This window comes from Flavobacterium rhizosphaerae (assembly GCF_046000445.1).
Lineage (GTDB): Bacteria > Bacteroidota > Bacteroidia > Flavobacteriales > Flavobacteriaceae > Flavobacterium > Flavobacterium rhizosphaerae.
The window spans coordinates 26,758-49,155 of record NZ_JBELPZ010000011.1 but is presented as its reverse complement, the minus strand read 5'-3'; the positions used below and the strand labels follow the sequence as shown (position 1 = coordinate 49,155).

Sequence of the window (22,398 nt, the reverse complement as noted above, 5' to 3'; positions counted from 1 at the left end):
TATGAAGTATAGTTTTAAGATGATAGCATGCGCATTGGCTCTGGCTTCTGGCTTTATGGCGAGCGCACAGCAAACAGAAGCTGAAATAAATAAAAAAGTTGAATCGCTTCTGGCAAAAATGACCCTTGAGGAAAAAGTAGGGCAAATGACCCAGATTACCCTTGATGTTATTGGTAAAGGCAATAACCGCTACACGAGCGATTATCCTTTATATCTGGATGACGGTGCCATGAAAACCGCTTTTGAAAAATATCAGGTAGGCTCTGTGCTTAACACTGCCAGCGGGCATGCCCTTACGCCACAAAAATGGTATGAGGTAATAAGCGAAGTACAAAAAAACACCCTTAAATACAGCAGGCTAAAAATACCCACTATTTATGGTGTAGATGAAATACACGGCGCAACCTATACGGACGGGGCTACTATGTTCCCGCAGGAAATTGCCCAGGGCGCTGCACGCAACCCTGAGCTAACCAAACAGGCTGCCGCCATTACAGCTTACGAAACCCGAGCTTGTAATATACCCTGGACATTTAGTCCGGTGCTGGATTTGGGGCTAAGTCCCCTTTTCCCGCGCCAATGGGAAACTTTTGGAGAAGATCCTTACCTGTGCTCTGTATTAGGCGTAGCTATGATTGATGGTTATGAAGGCGTAAATAATGATATTGGCAACCCTTTGCATGTGGCAAGCTGTATGAAACATTTTTTAGGGTATCATACTGCTACATCAGGTAAAGACAGGACGCCATCTTATATTAGTGATGAAGCGCTTCGCGAATACCACCTGCCGGCATTTAAGGCAGCTATAGAGGCGGGTTCTCATACTATTATGATTAATTCAGGTATTATCAACGGGGTTCCGGTGCATGCCAACTATGATATCCTTACTAAGCTTTTAAAAGAAGAACTGGGCTTCAAAGGCCTGGTAGTAACCGATTGGGCAGATATAGAAAACCTGCACAAACGTGACAGAATTGCCGCTTCTGATAAAGAAGCCATTATGCTGGGCATAAATGCCGGTATTGATATGAGCATGGTGCCGTATAACTATGAGGTTTTTTGTGATAATTTAATTGGACTGGTTAAAGAGGGCAAGGTAAAGCAGCAAAGGATAGACGATGCCGTTCGCAGGGTACTTAGGGTTAAGTATGCACTGAACCTTTTTGATAAACCGAATACCAACCCTAAAGATTATCCGGAGTTTGGCAGCAAAGCGCATGAAGAGGCGTCTTACCGTATGGCTGCTGAGGCTATTACGTTACTAAAAAATGAAGGTAATATACTGCCGCTTAAAAAGAATATAAAAGTTTTGGTAACCGGGCCCAATGCTAACAGTATGCGTACCCTTAACGGAGGCTGGAGTTACAGCTGGCAGGGTGACCGCACCCCAATGCATACCGAAAAATATAACACCATACTTGAGGCAGTACAGCATAAAATAGGCAAAAATAATGTTACTTATGTGCCGGGCGTAAGCTATAAAGAGGGAGGGCATTATTATGATGAATTTGCTGACAAACTGGATGAAGCTGTTGCTGCAGCTAAAGATGCCGATGTAATATTTCTTTGCCTGGGTGAAAACTCGTATACTGAAAAACCTGGCGATATGAACGATTTATATATGAGCGACCTGCAAACCGAACTGGCCCAGAAAGTGGCAGCAGTGGGCAAACCGGTAATACTTATATTAAATGAAGGCAGGCCAAGGGTTATAAGTAAATTTGAAAGGCAATTGAAAGGCATAGTACAAACGTACCTGCCGGGCAATTTTGGAGCCGATGCGCTTGCCGATATATTATTTGGCGATGTAAACCCAAGTGGTAAATTGCCGTATAACTATCCGCGTTATCCTAATGCACTAATAAGCTACATACACAAGCCAAGTGAGGAACAACGCGCGGGTGAAGGTGTGTACAATTATGAAGCCGATTATAACCCGCAGTTTGGTTTTGGTTTTGGGTTAAGCTATACCACATTTGATTATAAAGATCTGAAGCTGGATAAAACCAGTATTAAAAAAGGAGAAAATGTAAAAGTAAGTGTTACTGTAACCAATACTGGAAAAGTAACAGGTAAAGAAGTAGTGCATTTGTTTACAAGCGATTTATATGCAAGCAGCGTAACACCCGATATGAAACGCCTGCGCCGTTTTGATAAAATAGAACTAAAACCGGGGGAAAGCAAAACAGTAACTTTTGAACTTACCCCGAAAGACCTTACCTATGCAGGCCGCCACGGCGAGTATATACTTGAGGCAGGCGAATTTGAGGTGATGGTAGATAAGCTTAAGCAGAAATTTACAGTATCGGAATAATATAATGATTGTTCATAAAAGTTAGAGTTTAGGTTAGTTCGAAAGGCCGGTAGCAGTAGTTGCCGGCTTTTCAATTTACTAAAGCCTGATACTTAGCAGCCGCCGGATAAACACTCATCTTTAAAAATACGCCCGCAATTGCACACTACCGGTATGAATTGCTTTGCTGGTTTCACTTTTGCGCCCCTGATAATTTATGTTTACATCAAGGTAACGGGTAAGGCTTTTTTGCAATAACAGCCTCCAGGTAAGGTTTTGCCCGGGTTGCAGCCCCTGCAGCATTTGGTATGCCGCAGCGGTATTCTGGTTTCCTGTAAAGCTGTTTTTATAAAGTGAAAATTCACCGTTGGTAGTAAAGCCTTTTTCTGAAGCATAGCTAAATGAGGTACCCAAACGCTGTTGATCCAGGGTTTCCATATCGCCCGTTTGGTTTTCTTTTCCCTGATATTCATAAAACACATCCCAGCTGGCGTTACTGGAAAAAATATACGATAGTTTAGGCCCTATCAGGTAGCTATCTACTCTATAATTTTTACTGGCGTAATTGTCAGATTCTGATTCAGTATTACTAGTTTGTGCGGAAAAATTAAACAACCATGTTTTTTGTAACAGGTGGGCATACTGCAATTGGTGCGATAGTGTTTTATTATCCTGAGACCCTACAGACAGCAGGCTTTTAGTGCGGTTGCTGAGGTAGTTATACGTTACTGAATGTTTTTGTTTGCCCCGGTTGTAAAAAAAACTGTTCCTGAAAGCATTGGTAATGCCCAGCAGGTTTTCTTCATCATCAGAAAAAGGGTTGAGTTCAAAATTATTGCCGTTACGGCGTATTTTTCGGTCTATAATATAAGAGGACTGGTTGTAAAAATAAGAAAGCAGTTTTTTTAACCCGGTATTGTTTTGCCATTGGCCGGGATTAAGGGTAAGTGATTGCGAAAATTTATTTTGGTGTGTACCAATATATACCTGGTTGGGCAGGTACACCCTTACATAAATGGCCTGATCGGGAAAAGGGGCTACTTCAAATTCCTGTAGTTCCTGTATGCCATTACCGTTATAATCATTCCACATATACACGCCCTGCCCGGGGTCTACTTCAAGGTAAGTGAATTCCTGTTGAGCAATGGTACCCGATGAGGTTTCATAAGCCGTAGTAACCTGTATAAGCTGATTCCAGTAACGGTCATTATACAACACCCGCGAGTTGAGCGATGGCTGGTCTTCTGTTTCCGGGTCTTCAAAATTCAGGATGCGGTAATTGGCAAAAAAAGTAAGGTCGCTTTTTTCGGTTTTAAGCAGCCGCGATTTAAAATAATACGAGCGTGAAGTATTCACTTTTTGTAGGAGGCCGTTATAAAGGCTGTCGTTTACACGTTGAAGATAACCGGCCTCTACATATACCTTCGTGCTGTCTCCGCGGCCCACAAAGGCACCATATTCAGTAAAACGCTGGCTAAGCGATGAAAGCTGCCCTGTTACTTTCAGGGTTTCGCGGTTATCTTCCAGCCGCAGGGTAGTACCTGCCCAGTTTTTTCCAAAATGATATTTAGCCAGTGTAGTATTGCGTATAAATTCAGATTCAGAGTAATTGCCGTTGCTGTTAAGCCAGCTTCCGTTACTTTCAACAGTAAGTTTTTTTATAGTTACCTGTGCATCTACTACATGCCTTGTGCCGCTAAAGGCATCAGAAAAATCAAGTTTTTCTACGCGGTAATTTACCTGGCCATTGCCTGCGAGTTTTATATTGGTTCCAGCAATAAGGTAACTTTGGTTGTTATCGGCAGTTACTATATTGGTAAGATTCCAGTCGCGGTTAAATTCAATATTAAAAAGGCGCTCTATGGTGCGGAAATCTTTTTGCACAAACTGGTAATTGGCAAAGGCATCAAGTTGTATATTTTCAGAGGTAAAAATCCTTTGCCGGGTATCAATTTTTCCGGCAACTCCGTTGTTATTACCATCATCAATGGGCGAGTACAGGTTAAGGTCGTTATTACTGATGCCGGCCTCAAAATCTACCAGTGTTTTTTCTGATGGGTTGTATCTTCCTAATACGGTAGCGATCTGAATTTTTTCGGGTGGGGTAAGCCGCACTACAGGCTCATAGTTACCCTGCGGCACCCCGTTTACAGGTTCCACATATTCATATATCCTGCCAATGGCGGCGGCGTTTGATAATATGTAATTGCCTTGGTTGTTACCTACTAAGGTAAAGCGTACATTGTATAAAACATCATCCGGGTTATTAGAATACTCAAAAACCTCAATGCCATTAAGTATAATTTTATGATACAGTATTTTATTTTCTGAATAACTATCTTCATAAGCCGAAGGCGCCGTCATAAGGCTGGGGTCATCTCCGGCCTGTTGCAATATGGCCACCTGCTCTTCAGAAAGATTTTGCTGAAGCGGCTGGTTTTTCATATCATTTTCAGAATATACATAGCCGCCAAGGCTCCATTTTTCCTCTTCGTGGGTAACACCTCCATAAGTAACAAAACGCGTATAATTTTGTTGGGTATACTGGTATTCTACATTTATACGCATTTCAGAAGTAATAGGAAATAGGGGTGTGAAAATAATTTCGCCGGCATTATAATCAATAATATAATCGTTGTTTTCGCCCCGTTCCAGCAATATGCCGTTAACGTATACCCGCTCTGAGCCTGATATGACCAGCACATATAATTCGCCACTATTCCCAGTGAGTTTATAGGGTCCTTGATTGCCCTCACGCCCGGTAAATGTGCTCCGGGCATACTGGCCACGCACCAGGGCAGCTGCTAAAAATACATTAGTGCGGCTATCGGGATTGCCAAAGCCAACATTGGCCGAAAGCCCCTGTACTTTTTTATTGAAATTTAAAAACTGCGATTGCCGGTTTTCAAGAAACAGATCTCCTGCGCGTACACTCCAGTTATCGCTGAACATTTCTATAAAAATCTGGTCAAATTCATCTAACCGTTGGGAGTAGCCTCCATCCTGAAGCGGAATATTGCTGTCTTGTATGGAAGCGCGAAGGCTTACTTTATCAGAAAGCCTTCCTGTAATCTGCAGATCCAGGTTAGAGTTTACTACGGCATTTTGGTTATTGCCCACTGTTACCCCACGTGTAATGCTTCCGGACGTATTAAGTCCGTCAAAAGGCTTAAAGTCTGTAGTGCCCGGTTTATCCATAGCATACCGGGTGCCGGTGGCGGCATTGTTGGCTACTACGCGGCCGGGATCATAAATGCTGTATGTTTTGGTTAAAAAGCCGGGGTAGGCCAGGTAATTTACTGTAAGGCTGTCTGTAGTACTGAAACCATTTTTAAAAACCAGGTAACCCTCTGCATAATCTACCTTATAAAAACTGGTATCTATAACAGTGCCCTTTGCGTTGGCTAAAGTAAAATAGGCAGGGTTGATACTAACGCTGTCTATGTGTATAGTATCATTTACGGCAAGAGCTTTTTTATTTTTATAGGGGTTTGGGGTTTCCTGCGCATAAATAGCGGAAACACAACATAAAAGCACCCATAAAACCCCGTTTTTCAGCATCGTAACACTATAACTCCAAAATGGCAAAAGTAGTGTATTCTTATTTAATTAGTTGGTCTATGGTATATGGGTATTGGCCGTAATATATTTTTAGAATCTTAATTTTGTATGTTTGTTTTTAAAAACCAAACCTTATGAAAAAAGCCGAACTTATATTGGCTTCTGTAGCCTTAGTTGCCATGATACTAAGTCTTTTTGATATACCTGTAAATATAGTTGTTGTTACTTTTTTAGCACTGCTTTCCCTTGTTTATTTCTTTACGGGTTTTTTGTTATTCAGGCCAAAAGGTACCTGGCAGGTAGTAGGCAGTATTGTTGCCGGTATTACTTTTTCTATACTTGTTATAGGCATACTGTTTAAATTTATGTTTTGGCCTGGTGGTTCTGCCATGCTTTTTCCGGGGATTGTGCTTGCTTTGCTGGTAGCAATAATTTGTGTGGTTAAATACTTTGCTACTAAGCAGGCCTTTTATAAAAATATAGTTTTGCGGTGTGGCATATATGTTATAATAACTATGTTTTTCCTGTTTATGCAGGATTCATGGATTTTACAGTTTAAATACCGTGAATACCCGGAATATATTGAAGCGCTTAAAAAAGCAGAGGCAAACCCCGATGATGAACAGGGATGGAGGGATGCCCAGGCGATAAAAGACAGTTTGTTTTATGAAGAATATAAGCGCGAACAGAGTGCACTTTAATATTGTGTAGTAATTGGTATACACCTATCTTCAAATCTCTTGTTGCTACAGAAGATTTATTTTTGAATTAAGGCGGTTATTTATTACTCCAAATCTGTAGTCACTATCTGCAATGTTTCGCGGCTTATCTGCTTTACCAGTACTTCTTTATTTTTAGCTACAGCATCTACAGAAGTATCTGTAAAATGGCGGATGGTATACAGCGATACATCTTCATTATACGTTACCTTAAACTTTTTAGAAAGGATGCTTTTAAGTTCATCAAAATTACCAAACTTATCGTCTACACATACCGAAAAGCTGATGGCTGTGTTTTGTATAAGGCTAACCTTCATTTTGTATTTATGCAGCAGGCCAAATATCTCACTGATATTTTCTTCCATAATGAAAGAGAAATCTAATGACGAAAGCGATACCAAAAGCTGGTTCTTTTTAACAATATAGCAACTTGACTGTGGCTCTAAATCTGCACCTTTGCTTACGCTGGTTCCCGGTAGTAATGGGTTTATAAACGATTTTACATAAAGCGGAATTTCTTTGCGCTGTAATGGTTGTAATGTTTTTGGATGTATTACCGTAGCACCGTAAAAGGCAAGTTCAATAGCCTCGCGGTACGAAATCTGGTTGAGCAATATGGCATTTTCAAAATAGCGGGGGTCGGCATTCAGCACGCCCGGTACATCTTTCCATATAGTTACGCTTTCGGCATTGAGGCAATAGGCAAAAATAGCGGCAGTATAGTCGCTGCCTTCACGGCCTAATGTAGTAGTAAAGTTGTTTTCGTCACTCCCTAAAAAGCCTTGCGTAATGTTGAGGTTTTTCTTTTTAATACCCTTAGAAATCCTTTTTTGAGTCTGCTCCCAGTCCACTAAGGCATCGCGGTATGTGTTATCTGTTTTAATAAATTCGCGCACATCTATCCATGAGTTTTTTAACCCCTGGTAATTAAAATATTCGCTTACAATAGTGGTAGAAATTATTTCGCCCTGGCTTACCACCTGATCATAAACATAGTTATAGTTAGGCGATTTATTATTTTTAAGGAAGCTTTCAAGGTCATTAAAAATTTTATTTACCGCGCTAAAAACAGCATGGCCTTCGTCATCAAAAAGGTCGAGCAGTATCTGGTTGTGGTATTTTTTTACCTCCTGTATAGAAGCCTGTAACCCTGGAGATTTATTAATGTAGTTTTTTATTACTGCCTCAAGCGCATTGGTGGTTTTTCCCATGGCAGAAATAACCAGCAGCACATCATCATGGCCTACCTGTTGCAATACATTAAATACATTTTTAATGCTCTCGGCATCTTTAACTGATGCACCTCCAAATTTAAATACTTTCATGGTTTTGCTTACTAAGGTTATAGGGTTGCTGCAAAATTAGCAATGCCGGTTTCATCCATCTGTACTGTGCGCCAGTCATCAAACACCCTGGCTCCACTACGTTTATAAAAATCTACTGCGTGTGTATTCCAGTCTAAAACTGCCCATTCTACCCGGCGCAACCCCTGTTTTTTTGCATGGGCAATTACGGCTTTATATAAACCACTTCCTGCCCCGATGCCCCGATGGGCCTGGTTTACTATTAAATCTTCCAGGTGAATGGTTTTGCCTTTCCAGGTAGAGTACCGGTAATAAAACAGGGCAACACCAATTATGGCATTATTTTTTTCAGCTACAAAGGTTTCAAAAAGGGGCTGGGTTCCAAAGCCGTCGCGTACCAGGTCATTAGCGGTTATTACTACAGCATCGGGTTCGTTTTCAAAAACCGCAAGCTCTTTTATAAGTTGCAGTACTGCCGGCATGTCTTCGGGTTTTCCTTTACGTATGTGCATAGCTAAAATTTGCGCAAAAATAAATGTAATTATGCTGCTAAGTAATTAAAATTATTTTATTTCACAAAAAGGCGTGTTTTTGTAAAAGCGTTGTGTAAAAGATTATTTCTTTACTGATTTATTACAAAGTAGTATGATGCCACCCCATAAAAAAGCACCCCCCAAATTTTCGGGGGGCGCCAACCAATATATACCAACCTTGCGCTCTTAGAATTTAATAATTTTTACAGTTGCTGTGCTGCCATCAACAGCAGTGGCTTTTACTATATAATTACCTGCCGGTAATTTTACTACAGAAATTTCTGCGGTAGTATTGTTTATTTGCCGTGCCATAATTTCCTGCCCTAAAAGGTTGTAAATGTTTACACCTGAAATTGACTCTGCGGCCGAAATGGTAATTACATCCTTAACAGGGTTAGGGTATAAGGCAAATCCTTTTATACTAAATGCCTGGTTTGCCAAAACTTCATCGGCAGTTATTGCTAAATACTCACTTTCGCAGCCATCAATAGTCTGGGTAGCATAATAGGTTACACCATCCTGAAGCATATCGCTCTCATTTGCGAGTATAAAATTAATATCCTGCATTACATACCAGGTTATTACAGCACCCTCTACGGTAGTTATTTCAAGGTCTGCTATAGTATCTCCTGTTTCAAATTGCTGGGTGGTATTGCCGGTTGGGGTATCTGGTAATGGCTTTACCGTAATTACCACCGCGTCCCTCACACCTTCGCACACACCATCACTCTGAGAAACATAATACGTACCTGTTTCTAACACATAATCTAAATCTAAAGGCTCCCCACCGGTTGGGGTATCGTAAAATACAGGGAAAAAGAATCCTTCCCCAGAAATAGTAACATCAATTGCCCATACACCGTTTCCTGCACAAACCTCCTGGTCTTCTGCTGTAGGCGTACCCATTACAGTAATCTGTACAGAAACGCTAGTTCTGGTACTGGTGCATGTGCCAACAGTTTGCTCTACATAATACGTACCTGTTGAAAGGCTTGTACCCGAAGAAAGGGCAGTGCCCCCGGCAGCTACATTATACCAGTTAATAGTAGCGCCAGATGCTCCTGTTGCCTGAAGGTTGGCCACTGTGGCAGCATTACAAAATGTTTGAGCCGATGCTGTTGGGGCATTTACAGTATTTACGGTTACAGTTACGGCCACTCTGTTACTCTCGCAGTCACTAATGGTTTGTGATACATAATATGTACCTGTGGTTAGTACCGTATTTAAAGAAAGCTCTGTGCCGCCTGTAGCGGTAAGGTACCAGTTAAATTCAGCCCCGGTACCGCCACTGGCAGCAAGGTTGTTAACTGTGGCGCCCTGGCAAAATGTTTGTGCATTAGCCGTTGGGTTAGCAGGCGGCTCGCAGTTAAACACCTTATTTAGCGCATAACCCCTGTTGCCTCCATGGTTGCTAAAAACAAATGATGCGTTAGCACACCTTGCATAAGCAAAATCTATAGTGGTATCGCTATAAGAAAAAGTAAAATCATTAGTGCCGCCTGCAAAAGCGCGGGTAGCTACAATAGTGCGTGTAGTACCTGAAACGGTATTACTTGTAACGGTCCAGTTATTAGTATCTGTTTGGGGAGTATTGCCTACGCCCACCATGTGGCCGTCTATTAGTGTTGTACCATTATAATACACCATATCCTGGCCGTTTGCCATTCCCTGCCCGGTACCAAAAGAACCAAACTGCAATGCAAACCATCGGTCAGAAGAGCCTGTAAGGGTAAGGGTTGCCGTTGTATTTGCGTTATTTAAATCGAGCTTTGCGGTCATGCCTGCGCCCAGAGTTACAACCCCGGTAGATTTAGATTGTGCCCAAAGGCAGAAACTAGAAAACACAGCAAAAAGGATAAGTAGAGTTTTTTTCATAGCTATTTTTTATATAAATTAATAATCGCTTCATTTTTAGTAAATACGGCGTGGTCATAAGGGGTTTTGCCATCATTATCCGCTCTGTATTTATCGGCTTTATAGGATAGCAGTAGCGCTACAAGTTCTTTATTCTGAAATTGCGTAGCGTATACCAACGGAGTTATTCCACCGGCATCGGCTATATTAGGGTCGGCTTTATATTCCAGAAGGATTTTGGCCATTTCGGTATCACCCTTTACAGCTGCCGCTGCCAGCGCTGTTCCGCTTGAGCTGTTATAATTAACGTCCTTTATGTTTTTTGCCAGGTATTTTGCTACTTCGGTGTTACCACGGTAACAAGCCAGTATAAGAGGTGTAAACCCCATAGCATTCACTGCGTTTATAGTATCTTTATTTTGCTTAACAAGCACTTTTATATCTTCTACTGTGCCATAACGGGCAACATCAAAAACATCTTTAACAGTGTTTTGCTGTGCATTGCAAATAGAGGAAACCAGTAACAGTATAAACAATATCTTTTTCATAGGTTTTTATTTAGAAAGTGTCAAATCATAAGTAACTTCTATATTGTCAGCTATTTTTTTACTTACTACGCTGGGTATTTCAATATCAAAATCCTGTGGTTTTACATCAAAAGCACCTTTTACTACTATAGCGCCCCCAGATTTACTAATGGTGGCATTATGTATAATTTTTTTTGTTTTTCCATGCAGGGTTAATTCTCCTGTTATGGTAACAGTCATTGGTTTATCAGTAACCTTAGCCAGGTTAAAATCTGCAATATTGCCTTTAAAAGTAGCTTTTGGGTATTTGGCCGATTCTACATAGTTCTCATTAAAATGCTCTTCCATAAGGGCAACTTTAAAGCGGAACCCTTTTATAAGTGCCAATACAGCAAAATCACCTTTAGAGGCATCTAACACGGCTGAAGCGGTATTGGTTTTTGCCGCCACTTCTTCAAAAGAAGGTACTGAGGCCTCAAAAGCTATGTTGCCAGTACGTGTGCTGTATTTTTGTCCGAAACTTATATTACTTACAATAAGCAAGACAATTACTATTATATTTTTCTTTACCATAGCTTTTGTATTTTAATTTTTGGGCATGCCCCCGTTTACCCATTCTAATACTACATTTATTGTGGTTTGCGGCATTCTTCCGGTTTGCGGCATAAGACCCGGTTCTCCGTTTGCAAGTTGTATACGCTGCAGCAGGCCGGCATTTTGTATTGCTCCGGTAACCTCGGCATAGGTGGTAAGCGGCCTGAAAGAAGCTGTTCCCCCAGCTGAGTGGCAGCTTATGCAATTGCCATCAATTATAGGCTTTACATCTGCTACATAGGTAATTATTTCACCGGTTTCAATGGGTTCGCTAATATCATCGTAGGTGTGCGAATCGCAACTGTATAGTGTTGCCAAAATTATAAGTACTATATATTTTTTCATTTTCTCTGTCTTTAAAATACCCTGTATAAATTAAACCCGAAGAAAAAATTGCCATCACCCCAATCGCCCGCAGCGTTGGTTACATAACCGCTCTCTGTCATGGATTGAGAACTGGTAAACAAGAGCTGAAACACGTGCCCGCCAGTTTCTATATCCAACCCTACAGAAAGAGGGTTTGTATAATAATCAGGCTTATCAAAATTGTACATATATTCCAGGTTTATTGAAAGGCGGCGTGTAATTTTTACCCTTCCGCCTGCGCCTAAAGAGAACTGGTTATCATTTTCTATAGCGGGGTTGTATAGGTTTTTGTGTATAAATGATGGTACCAGCTCTAATGAAACGGTTTCATTAAATTTTCGTGAAATAAGCAATTGGTTAGTATAACTAAGCCGGTCTGAAAATTCGAGTTTGGGGTAATCATCACTATCTAAAAAGGTGTTTGCGCCAATTGTACTGTAACCGGCAACTGTAACCGGCATAGCATCACTTTGCCTTGCCAGCCTGTATTTTAAAGACCCCTCGTATACTTTTAGCAATGTGTGGCGCGAAGCACTTACCGAAAGCCAGTTGGTAATGCCATATACCCCGCCAATTTTTGTGGTAGCCATATCCAGCCCGAAAAATTCGGAAAGTCCCCCTTTTACCGAGCCAAACCTGTGAGACACCACAAAATAAAACTCGTTTGCGGCAGGCATTTTAGTAGTTTGCAGCGTTACTACCTGCAGGCCTTTAAAAGCTGCCGAAGCATGCGTGTCCTGCACCTGTGTAGAGTCGAGTTCAGAAAGCAGGTCGTTCTGTGCATAGGTACCTATGCACACTAAAAGGCTAACTGAAATTAAAAACTTCTTCATATATTATTTATTAACTATACATTGGTCCAGCTTAACCTCGTTAAAAAGTTCGTCATACCCTATACATCTTCCTTTAATGGCAACCTTATCATTTTCTTTTATGCCGGGCAGTATATCAAAACTGCAAAACACCACAGAGTCTATAATAACAACAGAGTCTGCTATGCTGGTAACGACTCCTGTTATTTCAATTGTTTTATTGAGATATTTTTTATCAGATGTTGCTATGCCTTCCTTATAATTTGAGACAAGTTGTGCAGCAGGTAAAGAAAAGGATGCCTCTTCGGTACTTATATTACGTGCGTCTTTGTATAAATAGCCGTAGTAAAAATACAGGGAGCCTATTATTATAAAGGCCAGTATTACTATAGCTCCTGTTTTTCTCTTCATTTGTTAAAAAAACCTTTTTTGTATAATTGTTTTAACTTTTTTAACAAAACTATTAACTATAATGCAGTAGGGACTTTAAAAGGTGTTATTTGCAACCTTTTATTTAGAATTTGTACTGTTTGACTTAGAATTTGATTTTAGCACAAAAGAAAGCCCGCCTACGTGGCGGGCTTATTGTTTAGCATTAGTGAGCCCTTCAGGAATATAACTTTAACGGGGAGCTAAAGCCATACTTTTTTGAGGTGAGGAAGCCTGAAAAGCGATATAAAATTTAAAATAATTATTGTTCTTAATTCTGATACAAAGATATACTACCCATAACATGATTTATCTTACATTTCGATAGCAATATATATTGAGCCGATAGATGGTAAAAAACTTTCGACGAACGGAATTTACTTACAAAATTTTAAAGGATGAAATAAAAAAACGCCCGGCATGAGTTGCCCGGGCGTTTACCAACTAACCAATAAAAAAAAACCACTCATGAAAAAATTTCAAAAAAGCGCTAATGCCACTTTTTAATAATTTCTGTATTAAGAAATCATAAACAATTTCATAGTTCAAAGATACTATTACAAGCAAAAAAAAATGTTTTTTTTTCGATAAGAAGAACATATGTGTCGGTGAATGAAGTTTTTTGTATGATAAAATGTTTTCTTAATGCTGTTTTTTGATTAATTCAAAAAACTTTTATGCCACTTTTTTATGCAGGCATAATTTTATGATTTGCTAATTGATTAATTTAAAAATTGTTATTAGATAGCCTATAATAATTTAAAGTAATCAATATGTAAATTTCCATTCACCGAACTAAAAGTGCCGTTAAACGAACTTAAATATCTGCCTGCCGAAAACTCCCAAAAGAAATTAATAGTATAATTAACTTTGATATTTAAAACCACACACTTTAAAAGCTAAAATTAATGCCCCGATTGCTAAACATATTATTAATAGAAGATGATGCCATTGAAGTAATGAAATTTAAACGTGTTGTAAGTACTATGAAACTACAACACAAAATAATTGAAGCTAACAATGGCGAAGACGCCCTTACTATATTAAAGGAAAAAGAAATTATTCCTGATATAATTATACTGGACCTTAATATGCCAAAAATAAATGGTATAGAGTTTTTAGGCATATTAAAAGCAGATGATGTGCTAAAATACTTGCCATCTATAATACTTACCACATCTGGCAATTATAAGGATGTTATGGAGTGCTACCGCCTTGGTATAGCCGGTTATGTACTTAAGCCTTTAAAATATGAAGATTATGTAGACCGGGTAACCAGGATATTGGAGTACTGGAGCATAAATGAGGTTATATCTCAATAAAAGCTAAACGTATGTACGGTATTATATACAAAACTATTGAACAGTATGTAACAGAGCGGTTTAGTACAGACCAGTGGGAAACTATCAGGAAAAACATTGATATAGACACTTCTTTGACTGACCTGCCCTATAATGATGCCCTTACTTATAGTTTTGCTATTACAATAGCCCACGAAACAGGCATGCCTGTAGAGGAGGTTCTGGATGCTATTGGTGAGCGTATTATAGAAACTACAACGAGCAATATTAAAGGTTTTATGGATTCCCGCGGAAACAATTTCAGGGAATATTTAATAAATTTACCTAATTTCCATAACAGGATGATGTTAATATATCCTGAACTTACCCCTCCGGAATTCAGGATTAGTAATATTAATGATAAAAGCCTGTATGTTCATTATGTTTCTAAAACAAAAGGATTACGTAGCTTTGTAAAGGGGTATCTTAAAGGTGTGGCAAAATTTTTTAATGATCCGGCAATAATAGAAACTATACCATACCAAAGTGAAAGCAGCCCCCAGGAGGTTTTCAAAATAAGTTGGTAATTATGCAAAATTTCACATTCAGTTTTAATGAGGAAAATTTCAACAATATCTTTCCTTTCCATATTTTATTAAATGAAGAGTTTTTAATAAAATCAATGGGCAGAAGTTTGCGTAAAATTTGCCCATTGCTGAAAGAAAATGAAAGAATAGATAGCTTTTTTTACTTTAAAAGGCCTTTTATTGACGAAGTATCTCCTGCAGATTTGAACAATAACCTTAACCAGCTTACTTTACTGGAGTGCAAAACCGGCGATAAACTTGTTTTGCGAGGACAGTTTCAAAAAATCGGCTCCTTTTTTATTTTTATGGGGTCTCCCTGGTTTGTTTCTCTGGATGATGTAAAACAAAGAAAGCTGAGTATTGGCGATTTCTCAAACTTTGACCCACTTCTAGACCTTTTGCAAATATTGCGTTCCCAGCAAATAACTACACAAGAGCTTAAAGAGCAATTAAAAATAAATGAGGAGCAAAAGGAAGCCCTTAAACAAGACCGAGAGCAACTTAATCTCCTTTCTCTGGTTGCAAGCGCTAATGAAACTGCTATTGTATTTACCACCCCTGATGCTAAAATATTTTGGTGCAATAACGCCTACCTACAGGTTACAGGCTATACGCTTGATGAAATAATAGGCAAATCGCCCATAGAAGTAGGCCGCGCATACAATAGCGATAAAAATGCATTAATACAAATGGCCGACCTTTTCTACCGGGGCGAAAGCTTTGATGTTGAGGTTACACATGGCCGTAAAGATGGCAGTTATTTCTGGACCCGTACCAAAGGGCAACCTATATATGACTCTGATGGCAAACTGGTTCAGTATTTCGCGATGATAGAAGATAAAACTATCGAAAAAGAGCAGGAAGAGCAACTTAGGCTGCTCTCACTAATTGCGCAAAAAAATATGAATGCAGTGATTATATGCGATAAAGAGGGATATATAGAATGGTGCAACCCAGCTTTTAGTAATATAACAGGGTATGATTTTAAAGAGATTATAGGTAAAAAGCCCGGGCCTTTATTGCAGGGGCCAGATAGTAACCCCGAAACGATAAAATATCTTAACAGACAAATAAAAAAAGGAGAACCTTTTAGCTGTGAAATTATAAACTATAAAAAAAATGGCGAAAGTTACTGGATAAAAATACAGGGACAGGCTTTATATAACAACTGGGGCCAGATAACGCGTTATTTTGCTATAGAAGAAGATATTACAGAGCATAAACAACTTGAGAAACAGCGTGAACAGCTTTTGATAAGCCTTGAAAAAAGTAATACTGAACTTGAAGATTATGCCCAAATAGTATCGCACGACCTTAAGTCGCCCTTACGAAGTATCAATTCTCTTATTGCCTGGATAAAAGAAGACAACGAGGGGGTATTTAATGAGCAAACTACCCAGTATTTTTCTATGATTGAAGGCAAGCTGGAAAAAATGGACCACTTAATACAAGGCGTGCTTACCTATTCAAAAATCAACAAAACAGACCTTGTAAAAGAAAATGTTAACCTGCAGGAGGTTATAGAAAATATTATAAATATTATTCACATCCCGCAAAATATCAGTGTTTTTATAAAAGGAACCATGCCTATTTTAAAGGCAGACAGGTTTAGGATGCACCAGCTTTTTCAAAACCTTATAAGTAATGCTGTAGCTTATGTAGACAAACCAAGTGGAATTGTAGAGATAGGTGCTGAAAGCAGTACTGCGAGGCATATATTTTATGTGCGTGATAATGGACCCGGCATAGAAAAAAAGAATTTTGAAAAAGTGTTTAAAATTTTTCAGTCACTGGAAAAAAATGAAAAATCAACCGGGTTGGGCCTTTCAATAGTCAAAAAAATTGTAGACAACTATAACGGCCGGGTATGGATAGAAAGTGAACTGGGGCAGGGGACAACATTTTATATAGAATTTCCGGTAAGTAATATATAAAAGCAGTGCAGGCATATAAAAACTACCAATAGATGCTTATAGAAAAAGAGAAATTGGGTTTGTAAATGAGGTTATCAGTGCCGAAACGCATGTAACAGGCTTTTTACAGAGAAATGGCACCCCTATAAAAGGGTAGAAGTACAAATTACATAACAAACGATGACCATAACCCTTTGCGTGAATAATGGATAAATTACTAGACAGGCAAATAGCTAAATTCTTAAAAGAAGGGCAAACCAATGGTATGGAAGAGTTTCTTGCCAGTGTAAAAAGTTCTTATGCCAATTATGAAGACCAGATTGCACTACTGCAAAGAGCTATGAAATTAAGCAGTGACGAACTGTTTGCTGCCAACGAAAAGCTGCGGGAAGAATCTGAGTCATTAAAGGAGATAAACAAAAACCTTCAAAAGATCATAGACTCTATAAACCCGGAGTTAAGTTCGGTTTCAGCTACAGGTTTTAATCCTGCAGAATATATAAAACAGCAGGCTGAAGAAATTGTGAAAATGAACCAGCAGCGCCAAAAGCTACTCAGTAACCTCGAAACTCAAAACCAGGAACTTAATGATTATGCGCATATGGTCTCACATGACCTTAAATCGCCATTGCGTACCATTAACACCCTTGTTAGCTGGGTTATATCTGATAACCGTGAAAAACTGGATGCTGAAAGCATAAATTCTCTTAATCTGATACTACTGAATATTGAGAAAATGGAAATGCTTATAAGTGGGATCTTAAAATATTCATCTATAGACAAGCTGGAGTCAGAAAACCGTATGGTAGATTTTAATAATATTGTTGAAGACGTGCTTCAGTCTATTATTACGCCCACAAATATTGAAGTTAAAATAAATAACCGCCTTCCAAAAATTTATGGGAACCATTTTAGATTCAGGCAATTATTTCAAAACCTTATTGAAAACGCCGTTAAATATAACGATAAGGAAAAAGGCATTATAGAAATTGGCAGTACCGACCGGGAGTCGGAAGTGTTATTTTATATTAAAGATAACGGCAAGGGCATACCAAAGGCATATTTTGATAAAATATTTAATATATTTACAAAACTTGACAGCCAAAACCACTCTTCGGGGGTGGGGCTTTCTATAGTAAAAAAAATAATTTCTTTTTACGGCGGAAAAATATGGCTCGAAAGTACCGAAAACCAACAAACAACCTTTTTCTTTACTTTACCACACACATGGAATTACCAAACCTGGACTATATAGAACAGCTTTCGGCCGGTGATACAGCCTTCAGGCAAAAACTGGTTGACACTATAAAATCAGAATTGCCACAGGAAATAAAAGAATATTATAACAACCTGCAAAACAAAGATTATAAGGCCGCCGCAGGTAATGTACATAAGCTTAAACATAAAATAAGCGTTTTTGGTATGGGAAAAAGTTATTATATTGCTGAAGAATATGAAAAAAACCTGCTCGAAAATTCAGAAAAATTAAAAAATGAATTTGAAGATGTGCTTGTTGCCATGAATGATTTTACCACAGGTTTATAACACGTATAAAAATGAATTGCATTATCATAGATGACGAAGCAATGGCGAGGGCCATTATTGGGCAATTTGCAGCTAAAGAGCCGGGCTTAACCGTTACGGAAGAGTTTTCTAATGCTATAGATGCCATAAAATACCTTAACCAGTATTCGGACGATATTGATCTTATTTTTCTGGACATACACATGCCGGGGTTTACCGGATTTGATTTTATACAAACCATTAAAAACCCACCCTGTATTGTGCTTATCACATCAGATAAAAATTTTGCTATAGAAGCATTTGAATATGATTGTATAGTAGATTATCTTGTAAAACCGCTTACAGAAGAGCGTTTTTCTAAAGCTGTAAGCAAGGCCAAATCTAAAGGTAAAACTATCGCTGAAATGCCTACCGCCGCAAGAAAAAACCAAACTCCGGATGGGCAGCCCGCCGATACTCAAAACGAATTTTATGTAAATATAGACAGGCGCCTTATAAAAATAGATATACCTACCATTAATATTATTGAGGCCAAGGGCGATTATATATTAATAAAAACCGAAACCAAAAACTACACAGTACACAGCACACTTAAAAAAATAGAGGAGAAACTTCCAACTGCGCTGTTTCTAAAAGTGCACCGTACCTATATAATCAACACAAAAAAGATTATTGATATTGAAGATAACAGTGTGCTTATTGGTAAAGATGTAGTGCCTGTTAGCCGGTCTAACCGGCCAGAACTAATGAAACGCCTTAATATGCTGTAAATATCTATAAGGTATAGGCTTTCAGGATTATAGGCAGCTTTCTTTAAAGGTTAGTTTATTTAGTATCGGTAAATCCTATTACGGTGTTATTATCATCAACAAAATAATCTGTAATGATAGAGTCGCGCGCGGTTACCCTAAGAGCATGTACAATATAGTATGTCTTCCCCTGTACTTCGTCCCTGGTTTTTTGTAGAGAATCTAACTGTTTTTCTAAAAAAGCAACAGGTTCCGCAACCTGAGCCTGCCTGAATTTATCAATACGTATTTTCTTTTCTTCTACCAGCTTATTTACTACCTCCTGTGCAGGTATTTTTTCAATCTCAAAACTGTACTCTTCCTCTTTACCTGCTTCACCCGACATAAAAAGCCTTTGTTTAACCGCATCAATTTGTGCCGTATCATCTGCCTGATTACAAGAAATAAATGCACATAAGACTAAAACAAAAAACAGTATTTTTTTCATAAACAAGTAATAAGGTTATAAGTTATAAAAGGGTTGTAAAACCGATATTTAAATGAATGTTTTATATTTGGCAATCCAAACAAAAATACTATTCTTTACTACATTTCATACTGTTTTGTTAACAAAATGAAGAACATCATATATATTATTGTGTCAGTATTGCTTTTATCAGGCTGTAAAGAAAAACAGGCTGACCTGGTTACTGCCCGGCCTGAAAATATTAAAACCCCGCCGGGGATGGTGTGGGTACCCGGCAAAAAGTTTACACAGGGCGCAAAAGAAAATGATAATTTGGCGCAACCATATGAAAAACCAGCACATAGCGTGCAGGTAGATGGCTTTTTTATGGATATGACCGAGGTAACCAATGCACAGTTTAAAAAATTTGTAGCGGCAACCGGTTATATTACTACAGCTGAAAGGCCTGTAGATTGGGAAGAGATGAAAAAAACTGTACCGCCCGGAACGCTAAAACCAGCTGATTCTTTATTAGTGCCCGGCTCTATGATATTTAACCGCGATGTAGAAGGGGTAACAGATTATAGCAATTACCTGCAATGGTGGAAATGGCAACCCGGCGCAAACTGGCAACATCCGTACGGAAAGGGTTCTGATATTAACGGGAAGGATAATTATCCGGTAGTACATATAAGTTATGAAGATGCCCTTGCCTATTGCAAATGGGCTAACCGCCGCCTGCCCACAGAAGCAGAATGGGAAAAGGCCGCCATGGGCAGCCTGGATAGCTCTGTATACACCTGGGGTAATGATAAAAGTAAGCTTAATAAAAGAGCAAACACCTGGCAAGGTTCATTTCCAACGTTAAACATTCCGGATGACGGGTATAGTTATCTTGCCCCGGTTAAATCGTTCCCGGCCAATAGCCTTGGATTATATGAAATGGCAGGAAATGTTTGGGAGTTTACGCAGGACTGGTATAATACAGATTATTATGGGCAACTTGCGGCTACGGGTACGGCTACGGAAAATCCTAAAGGAGCCGCCACAGCCTTTAACCCACAAAACCCTTACCAGCCAGAAAAAATTATAAAAGGAGGTTCTTTTTTGTGTAATGAATCCTATTGTTCCAGTTTTCGTATTTCTGCCCGTATGGCCATGACAATGGATTCAAGTTCAGATCACGTAGGCTTCAGGACGGTTGCAGACCCTGAGATGCTTAAATAAAATTACAACACACCACATTTTATAACCAAACCTGCGATACTTTAAGGGTTTAAAAAAATCCAAAATTTAAATTGCATATTTCTCAGATAAAAAGTTATCTTTGCGCTCGAAAAAACACCGTTTTTTAATATAACGTAAACAGCTGTTAAATAAATACATAAGCAATGTCTAAAGTTACAGGTAAAGTTGCACAGATTATCGGGCCGGTGGTAGATGTGGTCTTTAATGCCCAGGATGCCGAGCTCCCTAAAATTTATGATTCACTTGAAATCACTAAAAAAGATGGTTCAAAATTAGTGCTTGAGGTACAATCACACATTGGTGAAGATACTGTGCGTACTATTTCTATGGACTCTACAGACGGCCTTAGCCGTGGGCATGAAGTTACCGCTACAGGAGCGCCTATACAAATGCCTATAGGTAAAGATATTTACGGACGCTTGTTTAATGTGGTTGGCGATGCTATTGACGGCCTTGGTAACCTGCCAAAAGCAGGAGAGAATGGTTTACCTATTCACCGCCAGGCACCAAAATTTGAAGATCTTTCTACATCTTCTGAAGTGCTTTACACCGGTATTAAAGTAATAGACCTTATTGAGCCTTATGCAAAAGGCGGTAAAATTGGTTTGTTTGGTGGTGCAGGTGTTGGTAAAACAGTATTGATACAGGAACTTATTAATAATATTGCAAAAGGTCACGGTGGTCTTTCGGTATTTGCCGGTGTTGGAGAGCGTACACGTGAAGGTAACGACCTTATGCGTGAAATGCTTGAATCTGGCATTATTAAATATGGTGAAGACTTTATGCACTCTATGGAGGCAGGAGGCTGGGACCTTAGCAAAGTAGATAAACCGGGCATGAGGGAAAGTAAAGCTACCTTTGTGTTTGGGCAGATGAATGAACCACCGGGAGCACGTGCCCGAGTAGCGCTTTCGGGACTTACCATTGCAGAATATTTTCGTGATGGTGCCGGAGAAGCACAGGGTAAAGATGTACTTTTCTTCGTAGATAACATCTTCCGTTTTACACAGGCAGGTTCTGAGGTATCGGCACTATTGGGCCGTATGCCATCAGCGGTAGGTTACCAACCTACACTTGCTACAGAAATGGGTGCTATGCAGGAGCGTATTACCTCTACCAAAAAAGGATCTATTACATCGGTACAGGCGGTTTATGTACCTGCGGATGACTTAACTGACCCTGCCCCTGCTACAACTTTTGCCCACCTTGATGCTACAACAGTATTGAGCCGTAAAATTGCAGAGCTTGGTATTTACCCTGCGGTAGACCCTCTTGACTCTACTTCAAGGATACTTACACCGCAAATTTTGGGTGATGAGCATTATGATTGTGCACAACGTGTAAAAGAAATTCTGCAAAAATATAAACAACTACAAGACATTATTGCAATTCTTGGTATGGAAGAGCTTAGCGAAGAAGATAAACTATCTGTATCACGCGCACGTCGTGTTCAGCGTTTCCTTTCGCAGCCGTTCCACGTAGCAGAGCAGTTTACAGGTATACCTGGTGTACTTGTAGATATTAAAGATACTATTAAAGGCTTTAACATGATTATTGACGGTGAGCTGGATCATCTTCCTGAAGCTGCCTTTAACCTTAAAGGTACTATTGATGATGTAATTGAAGCAGGCCAGAAAATGTTAGCTGAAGCGTAAAACCG

Annotated in this window: 20 protein-coding genes; 10 read left to right on the top strand and 10 right to left on the bottom strand. The window is 39.3% G+C overall.

Going from position 1 to position 22,398, the window contains the following annotated elements:
* Position 1: 1 nt before the first annotated feature.
* Positions 2–2,314 carry a glycoside hydrolase family 3 N-terminal domain-containing protein gene (locus tag ABS766_RS11410; RefSeq protein WP_408085292.1) on the top strand — a complete coding sequence of 771 codons (2,313 nt, stop codon included), beginning with the start codon at positions 2–4 and terminating at the stop codon, positions 2,312–2,314.
* Between the two features lie 120 nt (positions 2,315–2,434).
* Here the strand turns inward: ABS766_RS11410 and ABS766_RS11405 are convergent, their stop codons facing one another.
* The gene (locus ABS766_RS11405; protein WP_408085291.1) at positions 2,435–5,854 is read right to left on the bottom strand and encodes a hypothetical protein; all 3,420 of its coding nucleotides are present in this window, start codon (positions 5,852–5,854) and stop codon (positions 2,435–2,437) included.
* Between the two features lie 134 nt (positions 5,855–5,988).
* On the opposite strand from ABS766_RS11405, the gene ABS766_RS11400 reads away from it, so the two are divergent.
* On the top strand, positions 5,989–6,555 hold the full coding sequence (locus ABS766_RS11400) for a hypothetical protein (protein ID WP_408085290.1): 567 nt from the start codon (positions 5,989–5,991) through the stop codon (positions 6,553–6,555).
* An 83-nt stretch (positions 6,556–6,638) separates the two neighbouring features.
* On the opposite strand, the gene ABS766_RS11395 is transcribed toward ABS766_RS11400, so the two are convergent.
* The 8 genes from ABS766_RS11395 to ABS766_RS11360 all read right to left on the bottom strand — a co-directional run bounded on the left by ABS766_RS11395 (position 6,639) and on the right by ABS766_RS11360 (position 12,974).
* Complete coding sequence (locus ABS766_RS11395) at positions 6,639–7,898, bottom strand: aspartate kinase (RefSeq protein ID WP_408085289.1); 1,260 nt, start codon at positions 7,896–7,898, stop codon at positions 6,639–6,641.
* Positions 7,899–7,915: 17 nt separating this feature from the next.
* The gene (locus ABS766_RS11390) at positions 7,916–8,389 is read right to left on the bottom strand and encodes a GNAT family N-acetyltransferase (RefSeq protein WP_408085288.1); all 474 of its coding nucleotides are present in this window, start codon (positions 8,387–8,389) and stop codon (positions 7,916–7,918) included.
* A gap of 207 nt (positions 8,390–8,596) precedes the next feature.
* Positions 8,597–10,285: an Ig-like domain-containing protein gene (locus ABS766_RS11385; RefSeq protein WP_408085286.1), complete on the bottom strand. Its 1,689-nt coding sequence runs from the start codon at positions 10,283–10,285 to the stop codon at positions 8,597–8,599.
* A 2-nt stretch (positions 10,286–10,287) separates the two neighbouring features.
* Positions 10,288–10,812 (bottom strand): ankyrin repeat domain-containing protein, encoded by a 525-nt coding sequence (locus tag ABS766_RS11380; RefSeq protein WP_408085285.1) that lies wholly within the window; start codon positions 10,810–10,812, stop codon positions 10,288–10,290.
* A gap of 6 nt (positions 10,813–10,818) precedes the next feature.
* Positions 10,819–11,364: a YceI family protein gene (locus ABS766_RS11375; RefSeq protein WP_408085284.1), complete on the bottom strand. Its 546-nt coding sequence runs from the start codon at positions 11,362–11,364 to the stop codon at positions 10,819–10,821.
* Positions 11,365–11,376: 12 nt separating this feature from the next.
* Positions 11,377–11,730: a cytochrome c gene (locus ABS766_RS11370; protein ID WP_408085283.1), complete on the bottom strand. Its 354-nt coding sequence runs from the start codon at positions 11,728–11,730 to the stop codon at positions 11,377–11,379.
* 11 nt (positions 11,731–11,741) lie between these two features.
* Positions 11,742–12,584, bottom strand: coding sequence for a DUF5777 family beta-barrel protein (locus ABS766_RS11365; protein WP_408085282.1), 843 nt, complete (start codon positions 12,582–12,584; stop codon positions 11,742–11,744).
* Between the two features lie 3 nt (positions 12,585–12,587).
* On the bottom strand, positions 12,588–12,974 hold the full coding sequence (locus tag ABS766_RS11360; protein WP_408085281.1) for an OB-fold protein: 387 nt from the start codon (positions 12,972–12,974) through the stop codon (positions 12,588–12,590).
* 926 nt (positions 12,975–13,900) lie between these two features.
* On the opposite strand from ABS766_RS11360, the gene ABS766_RS11355 reads away from it, so the two are divergent.
* From ABS766_RS11355 to ABS766_RS11330, 6 genes are all read left to right on the top strand, one after another.
* Positions 13,901–14,314, top strand: coding sequence for a response regulator (locus ABS766_RS11355; protein ID WP_408085280.1), 414 nt, complete (start codon positions 13,901–13,903; stop codon positions 14,312–14,314).
* 11 nt (positions 14,315–14,325) lie between these two features.
* Positions 14,326–14,859, top strand: a complete 534-nt coding sequence (locus ABS766_RS11350) for a heme NO-binding domain-containing protein (RefSeq protein WP_408085279.1) — start codon at positions 14,326–14,328, stop codon at positions 14,857–14,859.
* 2 nt (positions 14,860–14,861) lie between these two features.
* Positions 14,862–16,793, top strand: coding sequence for a PAS domain-containing protein (locus tag ABS766_RS11345; protein WP_408085278.1), 1,932 nt, complete (start codon positions 14,862–14,864; stop codon positions 16,791–16,793).
* Between the two features lie 184 nt (positions 16,794–16,977).
* Positions 16,978–18,027 (top strand): ATP-binding protein, encoded by a 1,050-nt coding sequence (locus ABS766_RS11340; protein ID WP_408085276.1) that lies wholly within the window; start codon positions 16,978–16,980, stop codon positions 18,025–18,027.
* Positions 18,000–18,317 carry an Hpt domain-containing protein gene (locus ABS766_RS11335; protein WP_408085275.1) on the top strand — a complete coding sequence of 106 codons (318 nt, stop codon included), beginning with the start codon at positions 18,000–18,002 and terminating at the stop codon, positions 18,315–18,317. The genes ABS766_RS11340 and ABS766_RS11335 overlap by 28 nt, the downstream gene beginning before the upstream one ends.
* Before the next feature lie 11 nt (positions 18,318–18,328).
* Entirely contained in the window at positions 18,329–19,066 is a 738-nt protein-coding gene (locus ABS766_RS11330) for a LytR/AlgR family response regulator transcription factor (protein ID WP_408085274.1), read from the top strand.
* A gap of 55 nt (positions 19,067–19,121) precedes the next feature.
* Here the strand turns inward: ABS766_RS11330 and ABS766_RS11325 are convergent, their stop codons facing one another.
* Entirely contained in the window at positions 19,122–19,532 is a 411-nt protein-coding gene (locus ABS766_RS11325) for a hypothetical protein (protein ID WP_408085273.1), read from the bottom strand.
* A 126-nt stretch (positions 19,533–19,658) separates the two neighbouring features.
* On the opposite strand from ABS766_RS11325, the gene ABS766_RS11320 reads away from it, so the two are divergent.
* Both ABS766_RS11320 and atpD read left to right on the top strand, forming a co-directional pair.
* The gene (locus tag ABS766_RS11320) at positions 19,659–20,717 is read left to right on the top strand and encodes a formylglycine-generating enzyme family protein (protein WP_408085272.1); all 1,059 of its coding nucleotides are present in this window, start codon (positions 19,659–19,661) and stop codon (positions 20,715–20,717) included.
* Positions 20,718–20,881: 164 nt separating this feature from the next.
* Positions 20,882–22,393, top strand: a complete 1,512-nt coding sequence (atpD, locus tag ABS766_RS11315) for a F0F1 ATP synthase subunit beta (RefSeq protein ID WP_408085271.1) — start codon at positions 20,882–20,884, stop codon at positions 22,391–22,393.
* Positions 22,394–22,398: the final 5 nt, after the last annotated feature.

Bases quoted from the DNA above. Each gene is read 5' to 3' on its own strand.
- ABS766_RS11410 (WP_408085292.1), top strand. From the start codon at position 2: ATGAAGTATAGTTTTAAGATGATAGCATGCGCATTGGCTCTGGCTTCT.
- ABS766_RS11405 (WP_408085291.1), bottom strand. From the start codon at position 5,854: ATGCTGAAAAACGGGGTTTTATGGGTGCTTTTATGTTGTGTTTCCGCT.
- ABS766_RS11400 (WP_408085290.1), top strand. From the start codon at position 5,989: ATGAAAAAAGCCGAACTTATATTGGCTTCTGTAGCCTTAGTTGCCATG.
- ABS766_RS11395 (WP_408085289.1), bottom strand. From the start codon at position 7,898: ATGAAAGTATTTAAATTTGGAGGTGCATCAGTTAAAGATGCCGAGAGC.
- ABS766_RS11390 (WP_408085288.1), bottom strand. From the start codon at position 8,389: ATGCACATACGTAAAGGAAAACCCGAAGACATGCCGGCAGTACTGCAA.
- ABS766_RS11385 (WP_408085286.1), bottom strand. From the start codon at position 10,285: ATGAAAAAAACTCTACTTATCCTTTTTGCTGTGTTTTCTAGTTTCTGC.
- ABS766_RS11380 (WP_408085285.1), bottom strand. From the start codon at position 10,812: ATGAAAAAGATATTGTTTATACTGTTACTGGTTTCCTCTATTTGCAAT.
- ABS766_RS11375 (WP_408085284.1), bottom strand. From the start codon at position 11,364: ATGGTAAAGAAAAATATAATAGTAATTGTCTTGCTTATTGTAAGTAAT.
- ABS766_RS11370 (WP_408085283.1), bottom strand. From the start codon at position 11,730: ATGAAAAAATATATAGTACTTATAATTTTGGCAACACTATACAGTTGC.
- ABS766_RS11365 (WP_408085282.1), bottom strand. From the start codon at position 12,584: ATGAAGAAGTTTTTAATTTCAGTTAGCCTTTTAGTGTGCATAGGTACC.
- ABS766_RS11360 (WP_408085281.1), bottom strand. From the start codon at position 12,974: ATGAAGAGAAAAACAGGAGCTATAGTAATACTGGCCTTTATAATAATA.
- ABS766_RS11355 (WP_408085280.1), top strand. From the start codon at position 13,901: ATGCCCCGATTGCTAAACATATTATTAATAGAAGATGATGCCATTGAA.
- ABS766_RS11350 (WP_408085279.1), top strand. From the start codon at position 14,326: ATGTACGGTATTATATACAAAACTATTGAACAGTATGTAACAGAGCGG.
- ABS766_RS11345 (WP_408085278.1), top strand. From the start codon at position 14,862: ATGCAAAATTTCACATTCAGTTTTAATGAGGAAAATTTCAACAATATC.
- ABS766_RS11340 (WP_408085276.1), top strand. From the start codon at position 16,978: ATGGATAAATTACTAGACAGGCAAATAGCTAAATTCTTAAAAGAAGGG.
- ABS766_RS11335 (WP_408085275.1), top strand. From the start codon at position 18,000: ATGGAATTACCAAACCTGGACTATATAGAACAGCTTTCGGCCGGTGAT.
- ABS766_RS11330 (WP_408085274.1), top strand. From the start codon at position 18,329: ATGAATTGCATTATCATAGATGACGAAGCAATGGCGAGGGCCATTATT.
- ABS766_RS11325 (WP_408085273.1), bottom strand. From the start codon at position 19,532: ATGAAAAAAATACTGTTTTTTGTTTTAGTCTTATGTGCATTTATTTCT.
- ABS766_RS11320 (WP_408085272.1), top strand. From the start codon at position 19,659: ATGAAGAACATCATATATATTATTGTGTCAGTATTGCTTTTATCAGGC.
- atpD (WP_408085271.1), top strand. From the start codon at position 20,882: ATGTCTAAAGTTACAGGTAAAGTTGCACAGATTATCGGGCCGGTGGTA.